The organism is Streptomyces sp. NPDC040432 (genome assembly GCF_055595445.1).
On sequence record NZ_JBVIVP010000006.1, the window covers coordinates 221,426 to 242,887 of the forward strand.

Annotated in this window: 19 protein-coding genes; 13 read left to right on the forward strand and 6 right to left on the reverse strand. The window is 73.8% G+C overall.

The window, feature by feature from the left end:
• The first annotated feature begins 3 nt into the window (after positions 1-3).
• Positions 4-276, forward strand: coding sequence for a DUF6126 family protein (locus ACZ58N_RS16280; protein ID WP_471159607.1), 273 nt, complete (start codon positions 4-6; stop codon positions 274-276).
• On the opposite strand, the gene ACZ58N_RS16285 is transcribed toward ACZ58N_RS16280, so the two are convergent.
• Both ACZ58N_RS16285 and ACZ58N_RS16290 read right to left on the reverse strand, forming a co-directional pair.
• The gene (locus ACZ58N_RS16285; protein ID WP_471159609.1) at positions 240-899 is read right to left on the reverse strand and encodes a DUF6629 family protein; all 660 of its coding nucleotides are present in this window, start codon (positions 897-899) and stop codon (positions 240-242) included. The genes ACZ58N_RS16280 and ACZ58N_RS16285 overlap by 37 nt on opposite strands.
• A 365-nt stretch (positions 900-1,264) precedes the next feature.
• A complete protein-coding gene (locus ACZ58N_RS16290) occupies positions 1,265-2,737 on the reverse strand; it encodes an MFS transporter (RefSeq protein WP_471159611.1) in 1,473 nt (490 codons plus the stop codon).
• Between the two features lie 187 nt (positions 2,738-2,924).
• Here ACZ58N_RS16290 and ACZ58N_RS16295 point away from each other — a divergent pair, with 187 nt between their 5' ends.
• The 5 genes from ACZ58N_RS16295 to ACZ58N_RS16315 all read left to right on the forward strand — a co-directional run bounded on the left by ACZ58N_RS16295 (position 2,925) and on the right by ACZ58N_RS16315 (position 9,534).
• Positions 2,925-6,485, forward strand: a complete 3,561-nt coding sequence (locus ACZ58N_RS16295; RefSeq protein WP_471159613.1) for a S8 family serine peptidase — start codon at positions 2,925-2,927, stop codon at positions 6,483-6,485.
• Positions 6,486-6,632: 147 nt separating this feature from the next.
• A complete protein-coding gene (locus tag ACZ58N_RS16300; RefSeq protein WP_471159615.1) occupies positions 6,633-7,382 on the forward strand; it encodes a serine hydrolase domain-containing protein in 750 nt (249 codons plus the stop codon).
• A gap of 24 nt (positions 7,383-7,406) precedes the next feature.
• Positions 7,407-7,922: a protein-tyrosine phosphatase family protein gene (locus ACZ58N_RS16305; protein ID WP_471159617.1), complete on the forward strand. Its 516-nt coding sequence runs from the start codon at positions 7,407-7,409 to the stop codon at positions 7,920-7,922.
• 123 nt (positions 7,923-8,045) lie between these two features.
• Positions 8,046-9,179 (forward strand): hypothetical protein, encoded by a 1,134-nt coding sequence (locus ACZ58N_RS16310; RefSeq protein WP_471159619.1) that lies wholly within the window; start codon positions 8,046-8,048, stop codon positions 9,177-9,179.
• 103 nt (positions 9,180-9,282) lie between these two features.
• Positions 9,283-9,534: a hypothetical protein gene (locus ACZ58N_RS16315; protein WP_471159621.1), complete on the forward strand. Its 252-nt coding sequence runs from the start codon at positions 9,283-9,285 to the stop codon at positions 9,532-9,534.
• Between the two features lie 59 nt (positions 9,535-9,593).
• On the opposite strand, the gene ACZ58N_RS16320 is transcribed toward ACZ58N_RS16315, so the two are convergent.
• Both ACZ58N_RS16320 and ACZ58N_RS16325 read right to left on the reverse strand, forming a co-directional pair.
• Complete coding sequence (locus ACZ58N_RS16320; protein ID WP_471159623.1) at positions 9,594-10,991, reverse strand: GntP family permease; 1,398 nt, start codon at positions 10,989-10,991, stop codon at positions 9,594-9,596.
• A gap of 20 nt (positions 10,992-11,011) precedes the next feature.
• Positions 11,012-11,563 carry a gluconokinase gene (locus ACZ58N_RS16325; protein WP_471160124.1) on the reverse strand — a complete coding sequence of 184 codons (552 nt, stop codon included), beginning with the start codon at positions 11,561-11,563 and terminating at the stop codon, positions 11,012-11,014.
• A 105-nt stretch (positions 11,564-11,668) separates the two neighbouring features.
• On the opposite strand from ACZ58N_RS16325, the gene ACZ58N_RS16330 reads away from it, so the two are divergent.
• Together ACZ58N_RS16330 and ACZ58N_RS16335 are read left to right on the forward strand one after the other, a co-directional pair.
• Positions 11,669-12,379 carry a FadR/GntR family transcriptional regulator gene (locus ACZ58N_RS16330; RefSeq protein WP_471159625.1) on the forward strand — a complete coding sequence of 237 codons (711 nt, stop codon included), beginning with the start codon at positions 11,669-11,671 and terminating at the stop codon, positions 12,377-12,379.
• Positions 12,380-12,485: 106 nt separating this feature from the next.
• Complete coding sequence (locus ACZ58N_RS16335) at positions 12,486-14,555, forward strand: ATP-binding protein (RefSeq protein WP_471159627.1); 2,070 nt, start codon at positions 12,486-12,488, stop codon at positions 14,553-14,555.
• Here the strand turns inward: ACZ58N_RS16335 and ACZ58N_RS16340 are convergent.
• Together ACZ58N_RS16340 and ACZ58N_RS16345 are read right to left on the reverse strand one after the other, a co-directional pair.
• Positions 14,552-15,235 (reverse strand): hypothetical protein, encoded by a 684-nt coding sequence (locus ACZ58N_RS16340; protein ID WP_471159629.1) that lies wholly within the window; start codon positions 15,233-15,235, stop codon positions 14,552-14,554. The genes ACZ58N_RS16335 and ACZ58N_RS16340 overlap by 4 nt on opposite strands.
• Positions 15,236-15,361: 126 nt before the next feature.
• Positions 15,362-16,420, reverse strand: coding sequence for a DNA polymerase III subunit beta family protein (locus ACZ58N_RS16345; RefSeq protein ID WP_471159631.1), 1,059 nt, complete (start codon positions 16,418-16,420; stop codon positions 15,362-15,364).
• 399 nt (positions 16,421-16,819) lie between these two features.
• Between ACZ58N_RS16345 and ACZ58N_RS16350 the strand changes: the two genes are divergently transcribed.
• The 5 genes from ACZ58N_RS16350 to ACZ58N_RS16370 are packed head-to-tail and all read left to right on the forward strand — an operon-like array spanning position 16,820 to position 21,435.
• Positions 16,820-17,317 carry a hypothetical protein gene (locus ACZ58N_RS16350; protein ID WP_471159633.1) on the forward strand — a complete coding sequence of 166 codons (498 nt, stop codon included), beginning with the start codon at positions 16,820-16,822 and terminating at the stop codon, positions 17,315-17,317.
• Positions 17,314-19,086, forward strand: a complete 1,773-nt coding sequence (locus ACZ58N_RS16355; RefSeq protein WP_471159635.1) for a hypothetical protein — start codon at positions 17,314-17,316, stop codon at positions 19,084-19,086. The genes ACZ58N_RS16350 and ACZ58N_RS16355 overlap by 4 nt, the downstream gene beginning before the upstream one ends.
• The gene (locus ACZ58N_RS16360) at positions 19,083-19,268 is read left to right on the forward strand and encodes a hypothetical protein (protein ID WP_471159637.1); all 186 of its coding nucleotides are present in this window, start codon (positions 19,083-19,085) and stop codon (positions 19,266-19,268) included. The genes ACZ58N_RS16355 and ACZ58N_RS16360 overlap by 4 nt, the downstream gene beginning before the upstream one ends.
• Complete coding sequence (locus ACZ58N_RS16365) at positions 19,265-19,852, forward strand: hypothetical protein (RefSeq protein ID WP_471159639.1); 588 nt, start codon at positions 19,265-19,267, stop codon at positions 19,850-19,852. Before ACZ58N_RS16360 ends, ACZ58N_RS16365 begins: the two co-directional genes overlap by 4 nt.
• Before the next feature lie 17 nt (positions 19,853-19,869).
• Positions 19,870-21,435, forward strand: coding sequence for an AAA family ATPase (locus tag ACZ58N_RS16370; RefSeq protein WP_471159641.1), 1,566 nt, complete (start codon positions 19,870-19,872; stop codon positions 21,433-21,435).
• Positions 21,436-21,462 lie beyond the last annotated feature (27 nt).

Sequence of the window (21,462 nt, forward strand, 5' to 3'; positions counted from 1 at the left end):
CCCGTGTCGCAGCCCCAGCCCCAGCCGCAGATCCAGTCGCAGTACGAGGGAGAGAACGTGCCGCACGTCACCGAGAACACCGCGCGGACCGGGAGCGCCGCGCCGGCGGAGGTCACCGAGCCGGCCGAGGCGGCGTCCGCGCCGACCCTGATCAGCCGCATCGAGTCCAAGTTCCCGCGCGGCCTGATCATCAGACTGATCGCCTACCTGTTCGTGGGCCACCTCTTCGCCTTCTTCGTCTACCTCCTCTTCGTACTGGGCGCCGAGAACCAGTAAGGGGACCCCGCCGCCGGCGGCGGCCGTCCCACCCAGCCGAGCACGAGCACGGAGGCCACCGCCGCGAACGCGCACCAGGTGGAGGCGAATTCCAGTCGCCACAGCGCCGCGCAGAGCGCCGCCCCGACCGCCAGGACGGCTCCCAGCAGCCGCAGCCGTCGGTCGGCGGTGAGCAGCAGGGCGCCGAGGGTGGATCCCAGGTATCCGGCGAGGACGAGCGGGACGTAGGGCACGTTCAGTGCGTAGCCGAGGACGTGCCCGCGGACCTCGGCGGTCACCGGCCGAGTGGCCAGACAGTGGATGAGGACGGCGGCCGTGGCGGCGCCGACGGCGACCGGTACCCACAGCCGGCGCGGGGCACCCGGCCCGGCGGCCGGCAGTACCCCGATCGGCACCCACAGCGGCAGCACCGGCAGGGCGATCACGGCCCAGGCGGTGGTGGCGGGGCCGCAGCCGCCGCCGGAGCTCCAGACTGCGGTCTCCACCAGCTGGTGGACGCCCAGCAGGAGCGGCAGCGCGGCGACGGGCATGTCGCGGGCCCGCCGCACGCGTGCCAGGCACACGACCCCGACGCCGGAGACGACCGTGCCCGCCGTGAGGTCCGCCGCCGCGCTCCAGCACACGGGTCAGCCGCCCGTGGGGGTCGGCGCCGGCGCCCGCGAGCACGACGGGACCGCCGCGCCGGAACGCGCGCCCGAACCCGCCCCTGCGCCCGAACCCGCGCCTGCGCCCGAAGCCGAACCCGAAGCCCAACCCGAAGTTGAACCCGAATTCGCGGCCCGGGCGGCGTTCCCGACGCGTTCCGCGTCGCCGACGGTGACCGCGCGCCGCGGGACCAGTGGGGCGTCGGACATTCTCACCTCCGCGGAAGGCCCCGTTCCCACCGTACGTGCGGCCCCGGCCCGCCGCCGCACCCAAGACCGCCGCACCCGCCCCGGCCGCACCAGCCCCCGCCGCCCACTTCGCCCCACGCCCACGTCGCCCGGGCTCACTTCGCCGTCGTTCCCGGTGGCTCCAGCGGCGGCGCGGTGACCCCGCACTGGGTGCGGCACTGAGGGTGGGGCGCCCCGGGCGCGGGGGAGCGCACGGTGGCCCAGGCCAGCACGGATCCGGCCACGAGCACCCCCGCGCACCAGGGCATGGCCCGTCGGAACGCGGCGTCGAAGGCGTCCGCGGACAGGTAGGCGTCCGGGCCCATCCCCGCCAGCAGCGGCAGCGCGGCGACGGCCAGGAGACCGGCGGCGCGGGCGGCGGCGTTGTTGATGCCGCTGGCCAGCCCGGCCCGCCCGGGGTCCACGGAGGCCAGGACGGTCGCCGTCAGCGGGGCCACCAGGGTCACCATGCCCGCGCCCAGGACGAGCAGGGCGGGCAGCACGTCCGCCACATAGGACGCGTCGGGGCCGGCGCGCAGCGTGAGCAGCATGCCGGCCGCGCACAGCAGCGGACCCACCGTCAGCGGGATCCGGGGGCCGATGCGCTCCCCGAGCTCACCGGAGCGGGCCGACAGCAGCAGCATCAGGGCGGTGGTCGGCAGCAGCGCGGCGCCGGCGGCCAGCGCCGAGTACCCGGAGACGACCTGGAGCTGGAGCACGATGAGGAAGAAGAAGCCGCCGAAGGCCGCGTACACGCAGACGGTGACCAGGTTGACGGCCGTGAACTGGCGGGAGGCGAAGATGTCGGGCGGCACCATCGGGTCGGCCCGCCGCCGTTCGACGGCCACGAACGCGCCGGCCAGTACGAGCCCGCCCACGGCCGCCGCGACGACGAACGGGGATCCGGACCGGGCCTCGATCAACGCGTAGGTGAGCAGCGCCAGTGAGGCCGCCCCCAACACCGCGCCCAGCACGTCGAACCTCCCGTGCGCCTGCGGGTCCCTCGACTCCGGTACGTGTTTCAGGGCGACGGGCACGCACAGCGCGGCGAGCGGCACGTTCAGCAGGAACACCCACCGCCAGCCCGGTCCGTCCACCAGCCAGCCGCCGAGGAAGGGCCCCACCGCCGCGCCGACGCCGCCGAGGCCCGACCACAGGCCGACGGCCCTGCCCCGGTCCTGCGCCCGGATCGAGCCCTGGATCAGCGCGAGGGAGCCGGGTGTCAGCAGTGCGCCGCCGATCCCTTGCAGGGCGCGGGCCGCGATCAGCACCCCGGCGTTCGGCGCCAGCCCGCACAGCAGGGAACCGGCCGCGAACCACACCACGCCGAGGACGAAGATCCGCCGACGCCCGAAGCGGTCGCCGAGCGCCCCGCCGACGAGGATCAGCCCGGCCAGGGTCAGCAGGTAGGCGTTCACCGTCCACTGGAGGACGGCCAGGTCGGCGTCGAGATCCCGCCCGATCCGGGGGAGCGCCACGTTCACCACGGTCGAGTCCAGCAACGCCATGGCCGATCCGAGGACGGTGGTGAACAGGATCCACCGGCCCCGAGCCGTTCCGAGGGGGACGTCGGGCGCGGGTGAGGTCATGTCCCCAGGCTGGCCCGCGCCGTGGCCGAAGGCCACCCGGAGGACGCTCCGGTCCCGGCCGCGCCGGCACCGGGTTCGGCTCATAAGGCCCTCTTGTAATGAGCATGGCACCTCGTTCACCATGACCCGCGCACGTCACATGCGCACTTTCCGTACAACCTGTCCACGGCGTACGAGGAGACCCCACGTGGCCCAACGCAACAGACGATCCTTACGCGCGGCGCTCGCCGCGCTCACCTCGGTCCTGCTCCTGCCCGTCGGCGCGGGTGTCGCCGCCGCCGCGCCGGAACCCGGCCCCGCACCGAGCGCGGCCGAGCGCAAGATCGAACCCAAGCTCCGCACCCAGCTCGACGAGTCGGCCAAGGCCGTCTTCTGGGTGTATCTCGACAGCGCCGCCGACCTGACCGCCGCGGGGAAACAGCAGACCCGCGCCGCGAAGGCCGAAACGGTTCTGCGGCTGAAGAAGGACCACGCCGCCCGTAGTCAGGCCGAGGTCCTCAAGGCCCTGGACGGAGCGAAGGCCGAGTACACCTCGTACTGGATCGTCAACGCGGTGCGCGTCGTCGGCAGCCAAAAGCTCGCCGGGTCCCTCGCGCAGCGCCCCGAGGTCTCGCGCATCGACGCCGACGACAAGGTCACCCTCCCCAAGCCCGCCGAGGGCCACCGGGAGAAGGCCCTCGCCGACGCCGTCGAATGGAACATCGACCGGATCAAGGCACCCCAGGTGTGGGACCAGCTCGGGGTCCGGGGTGAGGGCATCGTCGTCGCGAACATCGACAGCGGTGTCGACCACACGCACCCGGCGGTGAACAACCAGTACCGCGGCAAGAACGCGGACGGGTCGTACGACCACGCCTACAACTGGTTCGACCCGGCGGGTGTCTGCGACACCGCCGCGCCCTGCGACAACAACGACCACGGCACCCACACGATGGGCACCATGGTCGGCGACGACGGCGGCGCCAACAAGATCGGCGTGGCCCCGGGGGCCAAGTGGATCGCCGCCAAGGGCTGCGAGTCCAACTCCTGCTCCGAGGCCTCCCTGCTCGCCTCCGGCCAGTGGATCGTCGCACCGACCGACCTCAACGGCCAGAACCCGCGTCCCGACCTGGCCCCGCACATCGTCAACAACTCATGGGGCGGCTCGGGCGGCGACACCTGGTACCAGGAGATCGTCAACACCTGGCGCGCCGCCGGGATCTTCCCGGCCTTCTCCAACGGCAACGCCGGACCGGGCTGCTCCACCAGCGGCTCCCCGGGCGACTACGCGAACTCCTACAGCTCCGGCGCGTTCGACATCAACAACACGATCGCGCCCTTCTCCTCGCGCGGCGCCGGCCCCGGCGGCATCATCAAGCCGAACATCGCAGCGCCCGGCGTGAACGTCCGATCCTCCGTCCCCGGCGGCGGCTACGAGGCGTTCTCCGGGACCTCCATGGCATCGCCGCACACCGCGGCCGCCGTGGCCCTGCTGTGGTCCGCCGCACCCGCCCTCGAAGGCGACGTCGCGCAGACCGAGTCCCTCCTGGACGGTACCGCCGAGGACACCGACAGCAGCCAGTGCGGCGGCACCCCGGCCGACAACAACGTCTTCGGCGAAGGCCGGCTCGACGTCCTGGCCGCAGTGAACGCCGCCCCGCGCGGTGCCATCGGCGCACTCGGCGGTACCGTCCGCGCCGCGGGCGGCGAGCCCGTCGCCGGGGTCAAGGTCACCGCCGACGGCCCGATCGACCGCACGGCCACCACGGCCGCCGACGGCAGCTACCGGTTCGCCGCCCTCTCGGTCGGTGACTACGCGCTGACCGCCGCCAAGTTCGGCTACGGACAGCAGACCCTGACCGCGACGGTGACCGAGAACGGCACTGCCACCGGGGACTTCACCCTCGTCCAGGCCGCCTCCGGCAAGCTCACCGGTACCGTTTCCTCGGCCGCCGGGCCCGCCGCGGGCGCCACCGTCACCATCGCGGACACCCCCGTGACCGCCACCGCCGACGCACAGGGCCGCTTCGAGGTGACCCTGCCGCACGGCACGTACGACGTGAACGCGACGCACTCCTCCCGCTGCGTCACCGGAGGAACGGCGAGGGTCACCGTCGGCGGGGACACCACCACCAGCATCAACCTCCCCGAACGCACCGACGGCTACGGCTACGCCTGCGCCGCCGGCGACCGCCCCTACTCCCCGGGGAACCGGCAGCTCGCGCTGACCGGCGACAACACCACCGAGCGCGTCGACCTCCCGTTCCCGCTGCCGCTGTACGGAAAGACGTACGCCCAGGCCTGGATCGGGACGAACGGCACCGTCAGCTTCGGTGGCAACCACACCGGTGACATCAACGGCGACCTGCCGAGCACGGCCACTCCCAACGCGGCCCTGTACCCCTTCTGGGACGACCTCGTCGTCGGCGCGGCGGGCAGCGGCTCGGGCGTATTCACCGCCGTCACCGGCACGGCCCCGCACCGCAGTTACGTGATCGAGTGGCGCGAGGTGTCCCACTGGTCGGCGCAGGCGGAGAAGTTCTCCTTCGCCGCGGCCATCGGTGAGGACGGCACCGTGACCTACTCCTACAAGGGCACGGGCGGCACCGGCATCAAGGGCGGCTCGACCGCCACCGTCGGCCTGGAGAACGCCACCGGCACCGACGCCTTCAAGTACTCCTTCAACACCCCGGTCATCACCGACGGCCTGTCCATCGGCTTCCGGACCACCAAGAGCGGTGTCGTGGCCGGCCGGGTCCTCGACGCCAACGACGGCAACGGCGTCGGCGGCGCCACCGTGACCGTCGGCAGCGGCGACACCGCCGTCTCCGCCGTCACGGCCGCGGACGGCGGCTACGTCGTCCAGAGCCCGTCCGGGAACCGCCCGGTCTCCCTGACGGCCCCGTCCTACGAGTCCGCGCAGGCGACCGTCGACGTCAAGGCGGCCGACGTCACGACCGTGACCCAGTCCCTGCGCACCGGCAAGGTCACCGCCGCCAAGTCCGCGGTGGAGGTCGTCCTGCCCGCCGGCCAGAAGCGCACCCGTACCCTCGACCTCACCAACCCCGGCCTCGGCACGGCGTTCACGGTGACCGAGGACGCCGCCTGGCTCACCGCCACCCCGGCCGACGGGAACCTGCCGACCGGAGGCAGGACGGCGCTCAACCTCGCGGTGGACACCGAGGGCCTCGCCCCCGGCACCGTACTGACCGCGGACCTGAAGATCACCTCGGCCAGTGGCCGCAACCCGGTCCTCACGGTCCCGGTCAAGATCGTGATCCCGCGCTACCAGCTCGCCCTGGACGCGGGCTCCGACTACCCCGCCACCGACGCCGCGGGCGACGCATGGTCCCCGGACCGCAAGTACACCCCCGGGTCCTACGGCTACCAGGGCAACGCCACCGTCCAGTCCACCGGCCGCACCATCGCCGGCACGGACGACCAGCGGCTGTTCCGCAACGCCCGTGAGGGCATGTACGAATACCGCTTCGACAACGTGCCGAACGGCACCTACACGGTGGAACTGGGCTTCGCCGAGCTCTCCTCCGCCAAGCCGAACAAGCGCGTCTTCGACGTCCTGGCGGAGGGCGCCCAGGTCCTGCCCTCCCTGGACGTCTCCCTGGAGGCGGGCACCTACACCGCCCTGACGAAGAGCTACACGGTCACCGTCACGGACGGGGTCCTCAACCTCCGGTTCGTCACGCACAACGGATTCGGCAAGCCCCTGCTGAACACCCTGCGGGTCACCGACCGCCCCGACCGGAGCTGACGCCCACCCTGACGGACAGGGAACGGAGGACGGGCGGGGCGTCCGGGCGGTTGCCCGGGCGCCCCGCCCCCGGCATTCGGGTGGCGGACGCCGACTCCGCCACGACCTGCCCGGCGCGCCGCGCGGGGCGACGTAGCGTGGCCGACCATGACCACCCCGCACAGCGAGCAGGGCGCCCGGATCGACGCCCTCGTGGGCCGCGCCGACCCGGACGCGATCTGGGCGGTGGGTTCGGCGGACTCCGTCCACGCGGCTTCGGACGCCGACGACGAGAGCCCGTTCGACGCCGGCGCCCTGACGGCCGTACTGGCGGTGTGGCCCGTCCTCGGCAGCCTCGTCACCAGCGGCGAGCTGACCCTCCACACCCCCCTCACCGCATACGGCGGCCAGGCCGCGGACGGACTGCCCGGCGGAACCACCGCCCACCACCTGCTCACCCACGCCGACGGACCGGCCGCCCTGGCGGCGCTCACCCGGCTCGCCGAGCACCTGTGCGGCGTCCCGCCGACCGAATTCGCCGCCACCAGGATCTGGGCCCCCCTCGGCATGGCCCGCACCCGCCCGGCCGACACGACCCTCCACACCACCGGCGCCGACCTCGCCCGGTTCCTGCGGCACCTGTTGTCCGGGGCGGACCACCCCATCGCCCACGCCTGGACGACCGAATCGCTGCGCATCCGCACCGGTGAACTCACCCCCGCCCGCGGCCTGCTCTGGCATCCCGCGCCCGCCGGGGTGTGGGCCCACCACCCGCCGTCCGGGGCCGGCCCGGCCCTGTGGATCTCCCCCCGCCACGGCCGCTGGGCCACCCTGCGAACCACCCCGGGACCGGGCCGCGGCAGCACGTTGCGCACCGCCTTCCGTGAGGCCGTGTTCGTTGCAACTCCCGGTGTTTGAGCTGCTGTTGTACGATCCGAAAGCATGAAGAAGACCAGCCGGAAGCCCTCGGACGTGCCCGACCCCCGAACCCGCTGGGACGAGATCACACCCGGTCTCTGGATGGGCGGTCACATCTGGGCCGACGGGGTCGGTGGCCTGCGCACCGCCGTCGTCGGGAACGAGTTCGACCTCGTCATCAGCTTGTTCACCGTCCCCGGCCACGGCCCCGGGCCGGACACCGAACACATCGTCGGCGAGATGCCGGACGCGGCGCTCACCACCATCCAGCTCCGCGGCGTCCAGCACCTCGCCCGCACCGCCGGGCGGGCCGTGGACTCGGGCCGCCGCACCCTCGTGCGCTGCTACTCCGGATACAACCGCTCGGGCCTCGTCGTGGCCCAGTGCCTCGTCGACCGGGGCATGCCCGCCGTCGGGGCCATCGACCTGATCCGCGCCCGCCGCTCTCCCTGGGCCCTGCACAACCCCGTCTTCACCGAGTACCTCACCGCCGGCCTGGACACCGCCGCCCTGCTCGGGGGCCTCGACCCACTCCCGTAGCGCAGTCGGAGCGCGCACCCCGGCACGGCGACGTACGGTGATCCCGAAGTCACCGTCCGTGGACCGCCGGCGTTGCGGGGGTCCGCGGTTGCCCCCGCCCCCTGCGCACGACGCGAGGAACCCATGTCCGACGCCGTGACCGCCCCGGCCGCCGACCCGGATGTCGAGACGCTCGACGCCCTGTGCCGGGAACTGGCCGAAGCCGCCGACGCCGTCGGCGAGGCCGCCCGGTACGCATCCGGACTCGCCCTCGGAGCCCGGCTGCCGGCCGCCGCGTTGCTGGGCCGGGGAGGGCGCCGCCGGGCCTGGCGCACCCTGCTGCACACCCTCACCGACCCGGCCGGACTCGGTTGGGCCCCGCGCGGGCGGGGCGTGGCGAGCGCCGGCTGGCTCGCGGGGATCCTGGCCCGCCGGGAGAACCTGGCCGTGAGCACCGCCGTGTGCGGTCTGAAGGCCCGGATCAGGGTCGCGGGCCTGGACCGGCCCGAGCTGTACGCCGACCCCGACTGCGCGGCCGTCCTGCGTGCCGTGGCGCAGGGCAGGCAGGCCGACGCGACCCGTGCGTTCCGTGCCGTGGTCCGCGAGCGCGGCGCCCGGCACGCCTTCACGGCACTTGCGCCGTCCTTCGCGGACATCCTGGCCTGGCAGGCCCTGACCGACGAGAACCCCTTCAACGACCACGCGGGCTGGCAGGTCGCCACCGGCCGGGCCGTGACCGCGCCTCCTCTCCTGGGTCTCGGCGCCGCCCTGCGCGCCTTCTTCGACCCGGGCCCGGTACGTGAGGAACCCCCGGGTCCCGGCGAGGTGACTCCCGGCGCCGCCGACACCACCGCCACCCTCGCCGGCTACGTGCGCAACACCGGGCTGATCGCCGGGTCCGATGCCGTGCTCGTCCAGGAACTGACCGGTGACGACGGAGCGCTGCGGCACGTCGTCCACCTGCCGGACCGGGCCTGCGCGACGATCCGCGCGGTGGCGCGGGCCGTGCGCGGCGAAATCCCCTCGGGGGCCGAACTGGCCCTGGTCGGGCGGGGCCTGGGCGCGGTCGCCGCGCTGGAACTGGCTCGGGACCGGGACTTCACCGCCGTCTACGCCGTCACCCACGTCGTGGCCGTCGGGGTGCCCGCCGGGGTCGGGGCGCACGCGGGCCCGGGTACCCGGCTGTTGTGCGTGCCGGGGGCCGGCGCAGCCGACGCGGCGCGGCTGGGCGGCAGGATCTCGGACTCGCGCCTCGTCCCGCTGCCCGGCCGTGACTGACCGGGTCCGGCGCCCCGACCCCGCGGGCGACGTCCCGCCGGATCCGTGGCACGGCCGTCCGGGCGGCCGGCGGCCCCACGACGACACTCCCCTGGAGGAGCCCTTGAGCGACTGTCCCCGGCCGGTTCCGGGTCCGCCCGCCCCGGCCGACGGCCTGCGCAGCCATTGCGCGGCCCTGCGCTCGCACGCCCGACGGCTGCGCGCGGGCGCCGACGCGCTGGACTGGCGGGGTCCGCAGGGCGACGCGTTCCGGGCCGAGATCACCGCGCTCGCGGACCGCTGCGCGAAGGCCGCCGACGGGTTCGCCCTCGCCGCCGCCCAGATGGACATCGGCCGGCGCCGCCCGCGCGGCTGATTCCCGCGGGCGGCGCCGACCCGCGGGCCGTCGGAAGGCTCAGAAGGCCGGCCGAATGCTCAGAGGACCAGGGAGAGCAGCAGCACGAAGCCGAGGCCGACCACCGAGATGATGGTCTCCATCACCGACCAGGTCTTCAGGGTCTGTCCGACGGTCATCCCGAAGTACTCCTTGACCAGCCAGAACCCGGCGTCGTTGACGTGGCTGAAGAACAGCGAGCCCGCGCCGATGGCCAGGACCAGCAGGGCGGTCTCCGTCGTACCCATACCGGCGGCGAGGGGGGCCACCAGGCCCGCGGCGGAAATGGTGGCCACGGTCGCCGATCCCGTCGCGAGCCGGATGGTCACGGCGATGAGCCAGGCCAGCAGCAGGGTCGGGACGGCCCAGTTCTCGGACAGGTCCAGGATCATCTGCCCGACGCCCACGTCGATCAGGGTCTGCTTGAAGCCGCCGCCCGCGCCGACGATCAGCAGGATGCCCGCGATGGGGGCGAGTGACTTCTCCACGGTGGACGACAGGCGTTCCTTGGTGAAGCCGGCGGCCCGACCGAGGGTGAACATCCCGACGAGGACCGCCGCGAGTAGGGCGATCAGCGGGGAACCGGCGACGTCGGTGACCCGCTGGAGCCCGTTCGCGGGGTCGTTGACGACGATGTCGACCAGTGCCTTGATCAGCATCAACGCCACCGGCAGCAGCACGGTGAAGACGGTCGCCCCGAAGCGCGGCCGGTGCTCGGGGTCCACGGACGCGCTCTGCGGGATCATGTGCTCGGGCGCGGGGATGTCCACCCAGCGGGCCGCGTACCGGGCGAACAGCGGACCCGCGATGATCACGGTCGGGATCGCGACGAGCACGCCGAGGGCGAGGGTGACGCCGAGGTTCGCGCGCAGGGCGTCGATGGCGACCAGGGGCCCGGGGTGCGGCGGGATCAACCCGTGCATCACCGAGAGTCCGGCCAGCGCCGGAATGCCGATCCGCATCAGGGAGTAGTTGCCGCGCTTGGCGACCAGCAGGACGACCGGGATCAGCAGGACGATGCCGACCTCGAAGAACAGCGGCAGACCGATCACGGAGGCGATCAGGACCATGGCCCACGGCATGGCCCGGCCCTTCGCCCGGGCCAGGATGGTGTCCACGATCTCGTCGGCGCCCCCGGAATCCGCCAGTAGCCTGCCCAGGATCGCGCCGAGCGCGATCAGCACGCCGACCCCCGCGACCGTGGAGCCGAGTCCGGCGGTGAAGCTGGTGACGGTCTTGGCGAGCGGCGCGCCGGCGAACACGCCCAGGGCGAGCGAGCCGATGGTCAGGGCGAGGAAGGCGTGCAGCTTGAGGCGGGATATGAGCAGGACGATGACGGCGATACCCGCGAGGACGGCGAGGCCCAGCCGGGTGTTCCCGGCCGAGGTGATCGGTCCGGTGGCGGCCGCTGCCAGAGTCTCGACGCTGAGACTGGTCACGGTGACGGATCCTCGAATCTCTAGGGGCGGTGCGGCAGGGGGAGCGCGGCGAGCGCGGCCAGTGCCCGGGCGGTGATCTCTTCGGGGGACCCGGACACGTCGACGACGACACCGAGCTCGTCCGCCCGGAGCGGTTCGAGCGTGGTGAACTGCGATGCGAGCAGGGCGGTGGGCATGAAGTGGCCCTTGCGCTCGGCCATGCGCCGCTCGATCAGAGGTCGGTCCCCGGTGAGGTGGACGAACACGGCCCCGGGCGCGGCGGCCCGCAACCGGTCGCGGTAGGCGCGCTTGAGCGCGGACGCCGCGACGACCCCGCCACGGGTTCCGGCCCGGTCGCGGATCCAGTCCCCGATGGCGTCCAGCCACGGCCACCGGTCGGCGTCGTCCAGCGGGGTTCCGGCGGACATCTTGGCGACGTTGGCCGCCGGGTGGAAGGCGTCGCCCTCGGCGTACGGAAGTTCGAGCGCGGTGGCGAGCAGTCGCCCCACGGTCGTCTTGCCGGTGCCGGCGACGCCCATCACCACAATGACGCGCTGGGAGCTCACGTCGTACCTCGCTGTCCTCGTCGACATCGGTTCGTGTGGCACCACTGAAGCCTATTAAGTAGTACTTATTCAAGAGTCGGGCGGCATACATCACATCATTCGCTCGCCCGGTCGTCACCGTACGCTTACGCCATGACCACCGACGGCAGCCCGGCGCAAGGCCTCCACTCCCTGGTGCTGGACACCCTCGGCCTCGCCATCACGGCCGGCGAGCACCCCCCGGGCAGCGTCCTGCGCACCGACGAGATCGCCGAACGCTTCGACGCCTCGCGAACCGTCGTCCGCGAGGTCGTCCGCGTGCTGGAATCCATGCAGCTCGTCGAATCCCGCCGCCGGGTCGGCGTCACCGTCCGCCCCGCCGAGGAATGGAACGTCTACGACCCCCGCGTCATCCGCTGGCGCCTCGCCGGCACCGACCGGCCCCGCCAGCTCCGCTCCCTGACCGTGCTGCGCTCCGCCGTCGAACCGGTCGCCGCCGGGCTCGCCGCCGAACGCGCCACCCCGCAGCAGTGCGCCCAGCTCACCGAAGCCGCCCTCGGCATGGTCCGCACCTCCCGCGGCCACCAACTGGAGGGCTACCTCGGCCACGACATCGCCTTCCACCGCATCGTGCTGAACGCCTCCGGCAACGAGATGTTCGCCCGGCTGGGCGACGTCGTCGCCGAGGTGCTCACCGGCCGCACCCAGCACTCCGTGATGTTCCACGACCCCGACCCGGCCGCCGTGACCCTCCACGTCCGCGTCGCCGAAGCCGTCCGCGAGGGGGACGCCGTCGCCGCCGAGGCCCTGACCCGCCGGATCGCCCTCGGGGCCCTCGACGAGCTCGACGTCCTCGCCCCCTGACGCCGACGCCGACCGCGCCGCACCGGGGCGGCCCTCGGGCGCCCTTCGGGACATCGCCTTCCCGGGGACGGTACGCGGAACCCGCGCCGTACGACAGACTGGGCGGGTGCTGGGACATGATGCCGAGGACGCCGAGGGCGGACCCGCCGCCTTCGTCGGCCGGAACGACGAACTGGACGCGCTGCGCACGGCCTTGGCCGCCCGCCGGCTGATCACCCTGACGGGACCGGGCGGTGTCGGCAAGACCCGGCTGGCCCGGCGGGCCCTACGTCACACCGCCTCCGCACGGGACCCCTTCCCCGACGGGATCCACTGGGCCCACCTGTCCCCGCTGCCCGACGACCGGCTCCTCCTCGACACCGTCGCCGACGCCCTCGACCTGGCCGACCACACCCCCCGCACCCTCGCCGAAGCCGTGCGGACCTGGATCGGCGACCGCCGACTGCTCCTCGTACTGGACTGCTGCGAGCACCTGACCGCCGCCGTCCGCGACCTCGTACGGGACCTGCTGGAGGCGGCCCCGCACCTCGTCGTCCTCGTGACCAGCCGGGAGCCCCTCGCACTCGCCGACGAACACGTCATGCTGATCGGCCCGCTGCCCCACACCGCCGGCTCCGACGAGGCCCTCGCCCTGTTCACCGCCCGCGCCGACGCCTCCCGGCCCGGGCAGCCGCCCGCGTGGACGCCCGAGCGGATCACTGCCGCCCGCGCCATCTGCGCCCGCCTCGAAGGGATCCCCCTCGCGCTGGAACTGGCCGCCGCCCAGTTGGCGGAGCACACCGTCGAGGACCTCGCCGCACGCCTGGCCCGCCGCATCGGCCTGCTCCCCGCTGCCGGCGGACCGGACGTACTGCCGCCCCGCCACCGGGCCCTGCGCACGGCCATCGGCTGGAGCCACGAGTGGTGCGCGCCGCGCGAACGCCTGCTGTGGCTGCGGCTGTCCGTCTTCGGCGGCGGCTTCGACGAGTCGGCCGCGACGGCCGTCTGCTCCGCGCCCCCGCTGCGGCCCGCCGACGTACCGCCACTGTTGGCGGCGCTGACCGACAAATCCGTCGTACGCCGCTTCCCGGACGGCGGCCACCGGATGCTCGACACCATCCGGGAGTACGGGGCCATGTGGCTCGACGGCGTCGGCGAACAGGACGCCCTGCGGGCCCGACACGCCGCGTACTTCCTCGACCTGGTGCGCACGGCCGAACGGCAATGGCTCGGCCCGGGGCAGCGGGACGCCTACCACCGGATCGCCACCGGCCACCAGGACCTGTGCGCCGCCCTCGACCACCACCTGGCCACCGAACCGGCCGTCGCCGTGGAACTGGCGGGCCGCGTCGGCTTCTTCTGGGCCTGCTGCGGCCATCTGCACGCCGCCCGGAGCTACCTGGAACGGTCCCTGGCGGCCGCCCGCCCCGAGGACGTCGACCTCGACGACCGGATCCGAGCCCTGTGGGCGCTCGGGGTCACCCTGCTCCTCCAGGGGGAGCAGGAGGAGGCCCACCGGCTGGCGGTCACCTGCGAGGCACTCGCCGCGAGCGAGGAGGCCGGCGCGCCCGCCGCCCTCGACGCCGCCTACCTGCTGGGCCTGAGCCACCTCCTGGCCGGCCGGCCGCTCGCCGCCCGGATCGTCGCCGACAACGCCCTGGAGGCCCACCCCGGCACCCCGTTCGACTCGCCGCCACGGCTGCGCTGCCACCTCGTCCGGGTGTTCGCCCTCACCGGGATGGGCCTCTTCGACGACGCCCGGGACCACGCGGAACGGCTGCGGGCCGGCTGCGCCGCCCGCGAGGAACACTGGACCCGCGCCTACGCCGACTACCAACTGGCCCTGATCTCCCTCTTCGAGGGCCGCCCCGTCGACTCCGCCGCACACGCCCGGGCCATGCTGGACGGCAAGCGGGAACTCGGCGACAGCTTCGGCACGGCACTCGGCCTCGACCTGCTGGCCGCCGCCCGGGCCGCCGCGGGCGACGAGGCGGGAGCCGCGCACGACTACGGCGCCGGCCACGCCTACTGGCAGGCGGTCGGACACCCCCAACGGGGTACCCCGGAACTCGGGCCCGTACGGGCGGAGTTCGAACGCACGGCCCGGGGCGCGCTGGGCGACCGGGCCTACGAGGCCGCCTTCCAGGAAGGCGTCCGCCACGGCCACGCCCAACGCGCCCGCTCCCACGTCACCTAGACGCTGCCGGTGGAACCCCGGGCGATGGTGGTGGCGGCGCTCGGCTGCCGGGCGGCGATGACGTCGGCGAGCGCGGTCAGGTCCGGCTCGGGAAGCCGACGTTCGGCGTGCAGCATGCGCAGGGCCGCGGTCAGGTGCTCCTCGTCGGCCGGCCCGTGGAGGTTCGCGAGGTACGGGGGCAGCAGCAGGGCGAGCGAGGCGAGGTCGGCGCGGGCGCACAGCCGCTCCAGCAGCGGGCGCACCGGATCGGGGTCGGCGGGCCGGGGATCCGTCGCGCGCAGCCCGTCCGCGACGCGCAGTCGCAGCCAGTCGGCGTAGGGGCCCGGAGGCAGGTCACCCAGGCGGGCGGCGCCCGCTTCGAAGTGTGCGCGGGCCTCGGCCCGCTCACCGAGTTCGAGCAGGGCGCGGCCCAGCGCCCCGTGCAGCGACGGGTAGAAGGGGCGGACGCGCTCGTCGCTCACCAGGTCGGCGAGCTCAAGGCAGGTGCGGTTCCAACGCGCGGTGTCCTCGGGGGTCGGCTGGTGCCGGGCCAGGTAGTGGGCGGCGACGCAGGCCTCGTAGTCGTCGCGGGCCGCGTCCCAGGCCCGGCGGAAGAGGGCGTGCGCGGCCTCGCCCCGGCCGGCGGCCTCGGCGGCCATGCCCTCGGTGCACAGGCGTACGACGATGTTGTCGGGGTCCACGGGATCTCCTCGGGGGTGTGGCCGCGGGCCCGGACGGGTGCCGCCGTCGGGCGGCGCGGCGCGGGGGCGGGGCAGGGGCGGGGGCCGGTCCGGGTCGGGGCGGCTCGGGGCGGTCCTCGGGCGGGGTCAGCCCTCCGGGAGGGCGACGGGCATCACCAGGGTGGTGAAACTGCCCTGGTCGGCGGAGCGCACCAGCACGGGCAGGGCCGGACCCGACACCTCCAGCAGTACGTCCGGCCCGACCCCGGCCTCCAGTGCGGCCCCCAGTACCGCCGGGTCGAAGGCGAGGCGTACCGGCTCGGACTCCTCACGCACGGCGGGCAGCGCGGCCCGCCCCACCAACAGACGGTCCCGCCCCAGCTCGACGGGGACCGCCACCCCGTCGGGCCGGCTCTCCAGGGCGGCGAGCAGCGCCGCCCGGTCCACGACCACCCGATGGGCGGGTGCCTCCAGTGCCGCGAGCACCTCCCGGTAGGCGGGATAGGCCCCGGTCTCGACGGCCACCTCGCGGGCGCCGCCCGGATGCCGCACGAGCAGCGGGCTCCCGGCGGGCCCCGCCGACAGGGCCACCTCGCCGGCGCGGGCGGCCCACGCCCCGAGCCCGACCAGGGTCCGCGCCCCGATCAGCACCTGTCCCGGCGGCCCGCTCACACCGGTGGGCCGCAGGGTGCGCACCGACAGCCGGTAGCGGTCGGTGGCCACGAAGCGGACCTCGTCCTCGTCGAACTCCACGAGCACGCAGCCGAGCACCGGGAACGCGGGATCGCGGCCGGCCGCCGGGGCCACCTGCCGCGCGGCACTGGCCAGTTCGGCCCCGCCCAGGGTGAACCCGGTGCGGGCGGAGCCGGCGGGAAGGCCGTCCAGGACGGCGCGGATCGCCGCGTCGGCGGCCCGCCCGTGCTCCCGTACCGCCGTCCGGTGCCGCTCCAGCACCTCCCGGGCCCCGTCGGCCGGCCCATCGAGCACGGTCACCACGTCCGGCAGGGCCAGACCGGCCGCGCGCAGCGACCTCAGCAGTACGGCCCGGTCCTGCTGCCCGACGGAGTAGGAGCGGTATCCGGTGACCGCGTCGACCTGTGCCGGGGGCAGGACCCCGCAGTCGTCGTAGAAGCGCAGGGCGCTCGGCGCGAGCCCGACCCGCCGGGCGAACGCGCTGATGCTCATCAGTTCAGGGGTGCCGTCCATGACGTCGATTGTCGACTTTCATCCCACTTGAAGGTCAAACGACGCCCGGTGGGGCGGTGGCCGATCAGGGCCCGGGCCGGGCCGACGCGCGGCCGGTGGGGTCGGGTCGGACGGGGCGTGCGGTGGGAGCGGCCGGTCGCGTTCCGGGCGGATCGGCCGGGCACCCGCGCGGATCGGACAGGCGGGATCCGAAGGGTCGTGCGGTCTCGTCGGTGCCCACGAGCAGGTCGTACGCCGTCGCCGTGCGGCCGGTCCGGCCGGTCTTCGGGACGGTCGCCGGCTGAAAACGGTTCGCATCGGGGTCACTTGCGCAGAGTTGGTGGCGCAAATGCCTTTTGGGGTCGCAGGATTGACGCAACGTCACTAACCTGCGTGGTCCATGCGCGAAACGGGGGGACCATGGGCTACATCGAGCGTCCGCGTCGTGTCGTAGGACCCGCACAGGACCTCCGGACGGACACCGGCCCGGCTGCCGCCACCACCGGTGCCGCCGACGTGCCCGGTCCGCTCGCCGACCGGCTGCGCGGCCGGTCGGGAGAACTGCTCGAAGCGGTGGCCCGGCTCGACGCCGGAATCGACGCCGCCGAGGGACGCCGACTCGCCGACTGGATCCGCGAACAGTACGAGGTGCAACACCACAGCGCGCCCATCGGCTTCCTCGCCCGCTGCCACCTCGGTCCGCCGTACGTGGACCACATCCTCAACCTCTTCGGCGCCATCCTCACCCACTACGCGCCGGGTGACGTCCTGCCGGAGCCCTACGGAGCGGCCCGGATGCTGGCGCGCAGCCCGAGCTACGCCTGGGTGGAGGTCTACTCCGACGGGATGGTCCTGCCCGTACTGGAGAACGGTTCGGTGGTCCGGCCCAGCGCGCCGCGATCGGGGGAGAGCACGTGACGGAGATCGACCACGGGCTGCACCGGAAGGTCGCCGAGATCAACCGACTGGTGGCCGGCGTCGCCGAACAGGTCGGCCACGTCTCGGGTCAGGTCAACTCCGTCGAGGCGAAGCAACAACAGACCCGCACCGAACTCCAGGAACTGCGCGACGAGTTCCAGGCGTTCGCGGCCCAGGCGCGGCTCGTGGCCGCCCTCCAACGGGCGGAGACCCGCGTCGGCGTCATCCAGGACCGGATCGACCACGAATTCGGCCACCACAAGGTGGTCCGGCGCACCGCCGTCGGGATGCTCCAGGCCTTCGACATCGGCCTCGTCGCGGAGGACACCGTCCGCACGGTCGGTGACGAGCTGATGCTCCAGACGCCCAGGTACTGGCTGGCGCCCGCGCTGGTCGCCCTCGCCGCCTGGTCGGCCGACGACCCCACCCTGTGTGAGCGCGCCGTCCAGGAATCGTTCCGCCGCTCACCGGACCGCACCTCGCTGTTCTTCGCACTGGTCCTGCGCCGGCAGGGCCGGCACGCCGAATCGGCGCGCTGGCTCCGGCACTACCTGCTGGCCCAGGACCCGGCGGCCCTGGGCCGTGAGTTCGCCGTCATCCTGGAATCCGTGGCCCAGGGCGCCTTCGGGCCGGCCGGCCGGGCCATGCTCCGCGAGGCCCTGGACGAATGGCACGAGCTGCTCGGCAGCGACACGGCGGCGCAGGACGCCCAGATCGACCGTTGGCGGGCCGAGATCGGCTCCCTGTGCCCGACCGTGACCGGCGCCGAGTTCAGCTTCCTGCACCAGGTGTCGCCGCAGTGGCCGCAGCTCGGGCAGGTGCTTTCCGCCGCCCGTACCCAACAGGTCGTCCTCGACAAGTACACGGCCCTCCTGAACTCGGAACCCGCCGCGACGTACCGCATCGAGGACGCCGTCGACGACATCCTGGACCGGCTCGTCTCCGAGTACGACAACGAGGAACTGCCGTTGCGGCGCGACCTCGCCTACCAGGAGGCCGTCGTCGCCCATGACGGCGACACCACCCGGGCGCGGGCCGACGCGGACGCCGACTCGGCCTCCTACGACGTGACCCTCGACTACCTCACCGTCCAGAGCACCGCGGCCCTCAACCCCGGCGCCATCGGCACCTCCGAGGCCACCCGGCGGCTCGCCGTCGCCGCCTGCCGGGACTGGTTCCACCACGCCCACCAGGGCTTCTCACGGGACTACCGGGCCGCGGTGCCGCAGGACGTGGAGGCCCGCTTCGATGCCACCCACCCGGTGGCCGGACAGAACTTCACCCTCCCGGCCTGGACCGGCTCCTACCACACGCCGCTGCCCGAACTGGAGAAGCGGCTCGGCGAGCACTGGGACCGGCACACCGCCCCCTTCGTCGACGCCCTCGGCTACAAGTACCCCGCGAAGGTGGTGGCGGTCCTCGCCACCGCCCTGATCGGCCTGTTCATCGGGAACGCGATCAGCCCCGCCGCGGCCGTCGTGATCCCCCTGCTCGTCGGCGGCATCGGCTGGCTCCTGATCCACCAGGGGGCCGCCAAGAACCGCCGGGTGCAGGACTCCGCCCGGCTCCTGCTCGCCGAGGCCCGACGCGACGACCTCCACAGGCTCGTCGGGGCCGGTGCCGACCTGACCAACTGGCAGCAGGCCTACCAGGAGGCCGACGCGGTCGAGGGGCGGGTACGCGAACTGATCGCCGCACTTGCCACCGCCACCGAGGGGAACACCCCCTTCACAGGCCGCACCGTCTCCCCGGGAGGGCACCCCGCATGACCACACCCGATCCCGGGGCTCCCCGCCGCAGGCTGTGGGCCGCCGGCGCCGAACCCGCCGAGGAACGCACCACCGCCCGACTGCGCCGCGTCGTCGAAGGACTGCCGGACTGGTCCCCACTGCCACCCGGGGAACAAGTGGTCCGCCGCCCCGGCACCCGACGGGAACAACCCCGACCATGAGCAACCTGTGGGGCCACGGCGGCGCCTACCAGACATGGACGCAGTACCTCCGGGACTGGAGCACGGGCGGAGCCGCGGCCACCGCCGAAGCCGCCGCCCGACTTCCGGGGCTGCGCCCCGACGACTACCACCAGGACACCTGGGCCCGTTTCTCCCAGCAGCTCACCGCCGCCTTCGACCGGCGCCTGCGCGACTGGGCCGAGGCCCTGACCGCCGCCCTGGAAGCGGCCCGCGACGAGTTCGACGCGGGCCGCGCCCTGGTCCAGGCACGCACCGGCCTCGACGCCGTCCGCGCGCTCGCCGCGCACCCCGCCCTGCCCGAGGACCTGCGCAAACGGTTGGGCGAGCTGGTCGAGGGCCAGATCACCGGCTTCCAGGAGCAACTGGAGGCGTCCCTGGACCGGGCGGCGCGCGGCGGCTCGGACCCACGGCTCCTGGAGGACCGCCGCCGCACCCTGCGCGAGAACCCGCTGATCACGGCCGGCCCGGGAGCGCCCGGGCCGGACCGGCCGGCGCCGGCGCCGGGCGAGGGCTGGTCGTACGACCCCGCGGCCCCCGCCCGCCGCCGCATCATCACCGACTGACCGGAGACCAGCAGCCCATGTCCAACCACGCCGAATGCCATCGCGATCTCGACAGCTACATCTCCGCCCGGGTCCCGGTCATCTGCATCCGCACCATCGAGCAGCAGCGGGCGCTGCGCCTCGTACGCACGGCCGCCACCCACGCCCGGCGCGCGGCCATGCCGTTCTGGATCTACACCCGGGCCACCGGGCTGCGCGATCTGCGGACCAACGCGCCCCTGATGGACGACCGTTCCCTCACCGGCGCCATGGAGTTCGCCGCGTCCCAGTTCACCTCCCGTCCCAACGCGACCCTGGTCCTCGTGGAACCGGACGACCTGGACGCCGACACCCCGTTGACCCGGCACGTCGCCGAACTCGCGCGGCTGGCCGACACCAACATGGGCAGCGTCATCCTGATCACCGACGGCCAGGTCTGGAGCGGTCTCCAACGCCTCGGCATGGGCCTCCAGCTCGACCCGCCGGATGCCGACGAGATGTACGCGACGATCTCCGCCTTCCTCGATGACCACCGGGGCCACATCCCGATCGCCTGGGACGAACGCGACACCCGGCGGGCCGCCGAGTTCCTCGTGGGGGTCACCGAGGGCGAGGCGATCAACCTGATGGCGACGGTCGCCGCGAAGGGCTCGGTCGACGCGGGGGACGTCGTGGTCCTCGCCCAGTCCAAGGACCGCATCTTCAACGACCTGACGGGTCTGCAGAAGGTGCCCCTGAAGGCCGCCGACTACGCGGTGGGCGGCCTGTCCAACCTGCGGGACTGGCTGCGACGCAGGGGCCGACTGCTCCAGGCCGACCTGCGGGCCACCGACCTGCGGCCGCCGCGCGGCGTCCTGTTGGTGGGCGTTCCCGGCTGCGGCAAGTCACTGTCGGCCAAGGCCATCGCCGCGCAGTGGCAACTGCCGCTGTACCGGCTGGACATGGGTTCCATCCACGGCAAGTACCTGGGCGAGTCGGAGGGCCGATTCCGGGAGGCGTTGGAGACCGCGGACCGGGTCGCGCCCTGCGTGCTGTGGATCGACGAGATCGAGAAGGGCCTGGCCGGCGCGGGTGACGGGACCGGGGTGCCGCAGCGGATCATCGGCCAGTTCCTGTTCTGGCTCCAGGAGTCCCGGTCGCGGACCTTCGTCGTCGCCACCGCCAACGACGTCCGCAGTCTGCCGCCCGAGTTGCTCCGCAAGGGCCGCTTCGACGAGCTCTTCTTCGTGGACCTGCCCGACGCGCAGGACCGCGAGGAGATCATCGGCATCTACTACCGCCGCTACCTGAGGACCGAGCCCGACCCCGAGCAGCTGGCCCGGCTCGTGGAACTGTCCGACGGGTTCGCCGGTTCCGACATCGAGGCGGCGCTGCACGACGTCGGCGCCGAGGTCTACCTGGGCGGCGGTCCGCAGCACATGCGGCCGTCGTTCGTCCTGGACACCTTCGCCAACACGGTGCCGCTCAGCCGCAACAATCCGGAGCAGATCGAGGAGATCCGGGCGTGGGGTCGGGAGCGGGCCGTCCCCGCCGGCCGGTTCACGGCCATGGCCTCGCAGGGCCCCTCCGCTCCGGCCCGCCGCATCGTCTTCCTCGACGACTGACGGGCGGGGCGGTCCCGGGGGCCGGCG

Coding starts and splice junctions, on each gene's coding strand:
- ACZ58N_RS16290 (WP_471159611.1), bottom strand. CDS start 2,737: ATGACCTCACCCGCGCCCGACGTCCCCCTCGGAACGGCTCGGGGCCGG.
- ACZ58N_RS16300 (WP_471159615.1), top strand. CDS start 6,633: ATGACCACCCCGCACAGCGAGCAGGGCGCCCGGATCGACGCCCTCGTG.
- ACZ58N_RS16305 (WP_471159617.1), top strand. CDS start 7,407: ATGAAGAAGACCAGCCGGAAGCCCTCGGACGTGCCCGACCCCCGAACC.
- ACZ58N_RS16310 (WP_471159619.1), top strand. CDS start 8,046: ATGTCCGACGCCGTGACCGCCCCGGCCGCCGACCCGGATGTCGAGACG.
- ACZ58N_RS16325 (WP_471160124.1), bottom strand. CDS start 11,563: ATGTCGACGAGGACAGCGAGGTACGACGTGAGCTCCCAGCGCGTCATT.
- ACZ58N_RS16330 (WP_471159625.1), top strand. CDS start 11,669: ATGACCACCGACGGCAGCCCGGCGCAAGGCCTCCACTCCCTGGTGCTG.
- ACZ58N_RS16345 (WP_471159631.1), bottom strand. CDS start 16,420: ATGGACGGCACCCCTGAACTGATGAGCATCAGCGCGTTCGCCCGGCGG.
- ACZ58N_RS16350 (WP_471159633.1), top strand. CDS start 16,820: ATGGGCTACATCGAGCGTCCGCGTCGTGTCGTAGGACCCGCACAGGAC.
- ACZ58N_RS16360 (WP_471159637.1), top strand. CDS start 19,083: ATGACCACACCCGATCCCGGGGCTCCCCGCCGCAGGCTGTGGGCCGCC.
- ACZ58N_RS16365 (WP_471159639.1), top strand. CDS start 19,265: ATGAGCAACCTGTGGGGCCACGGCGGCGCCTACCAGACATGGACGCAG.
- ACZ58N_RS16370 (WP_471159641.1), top strand. CDS start 19,870: ATGTCCAACCACGCCGAATGCCATCGCGATCTCGACAGCTACATCTCC.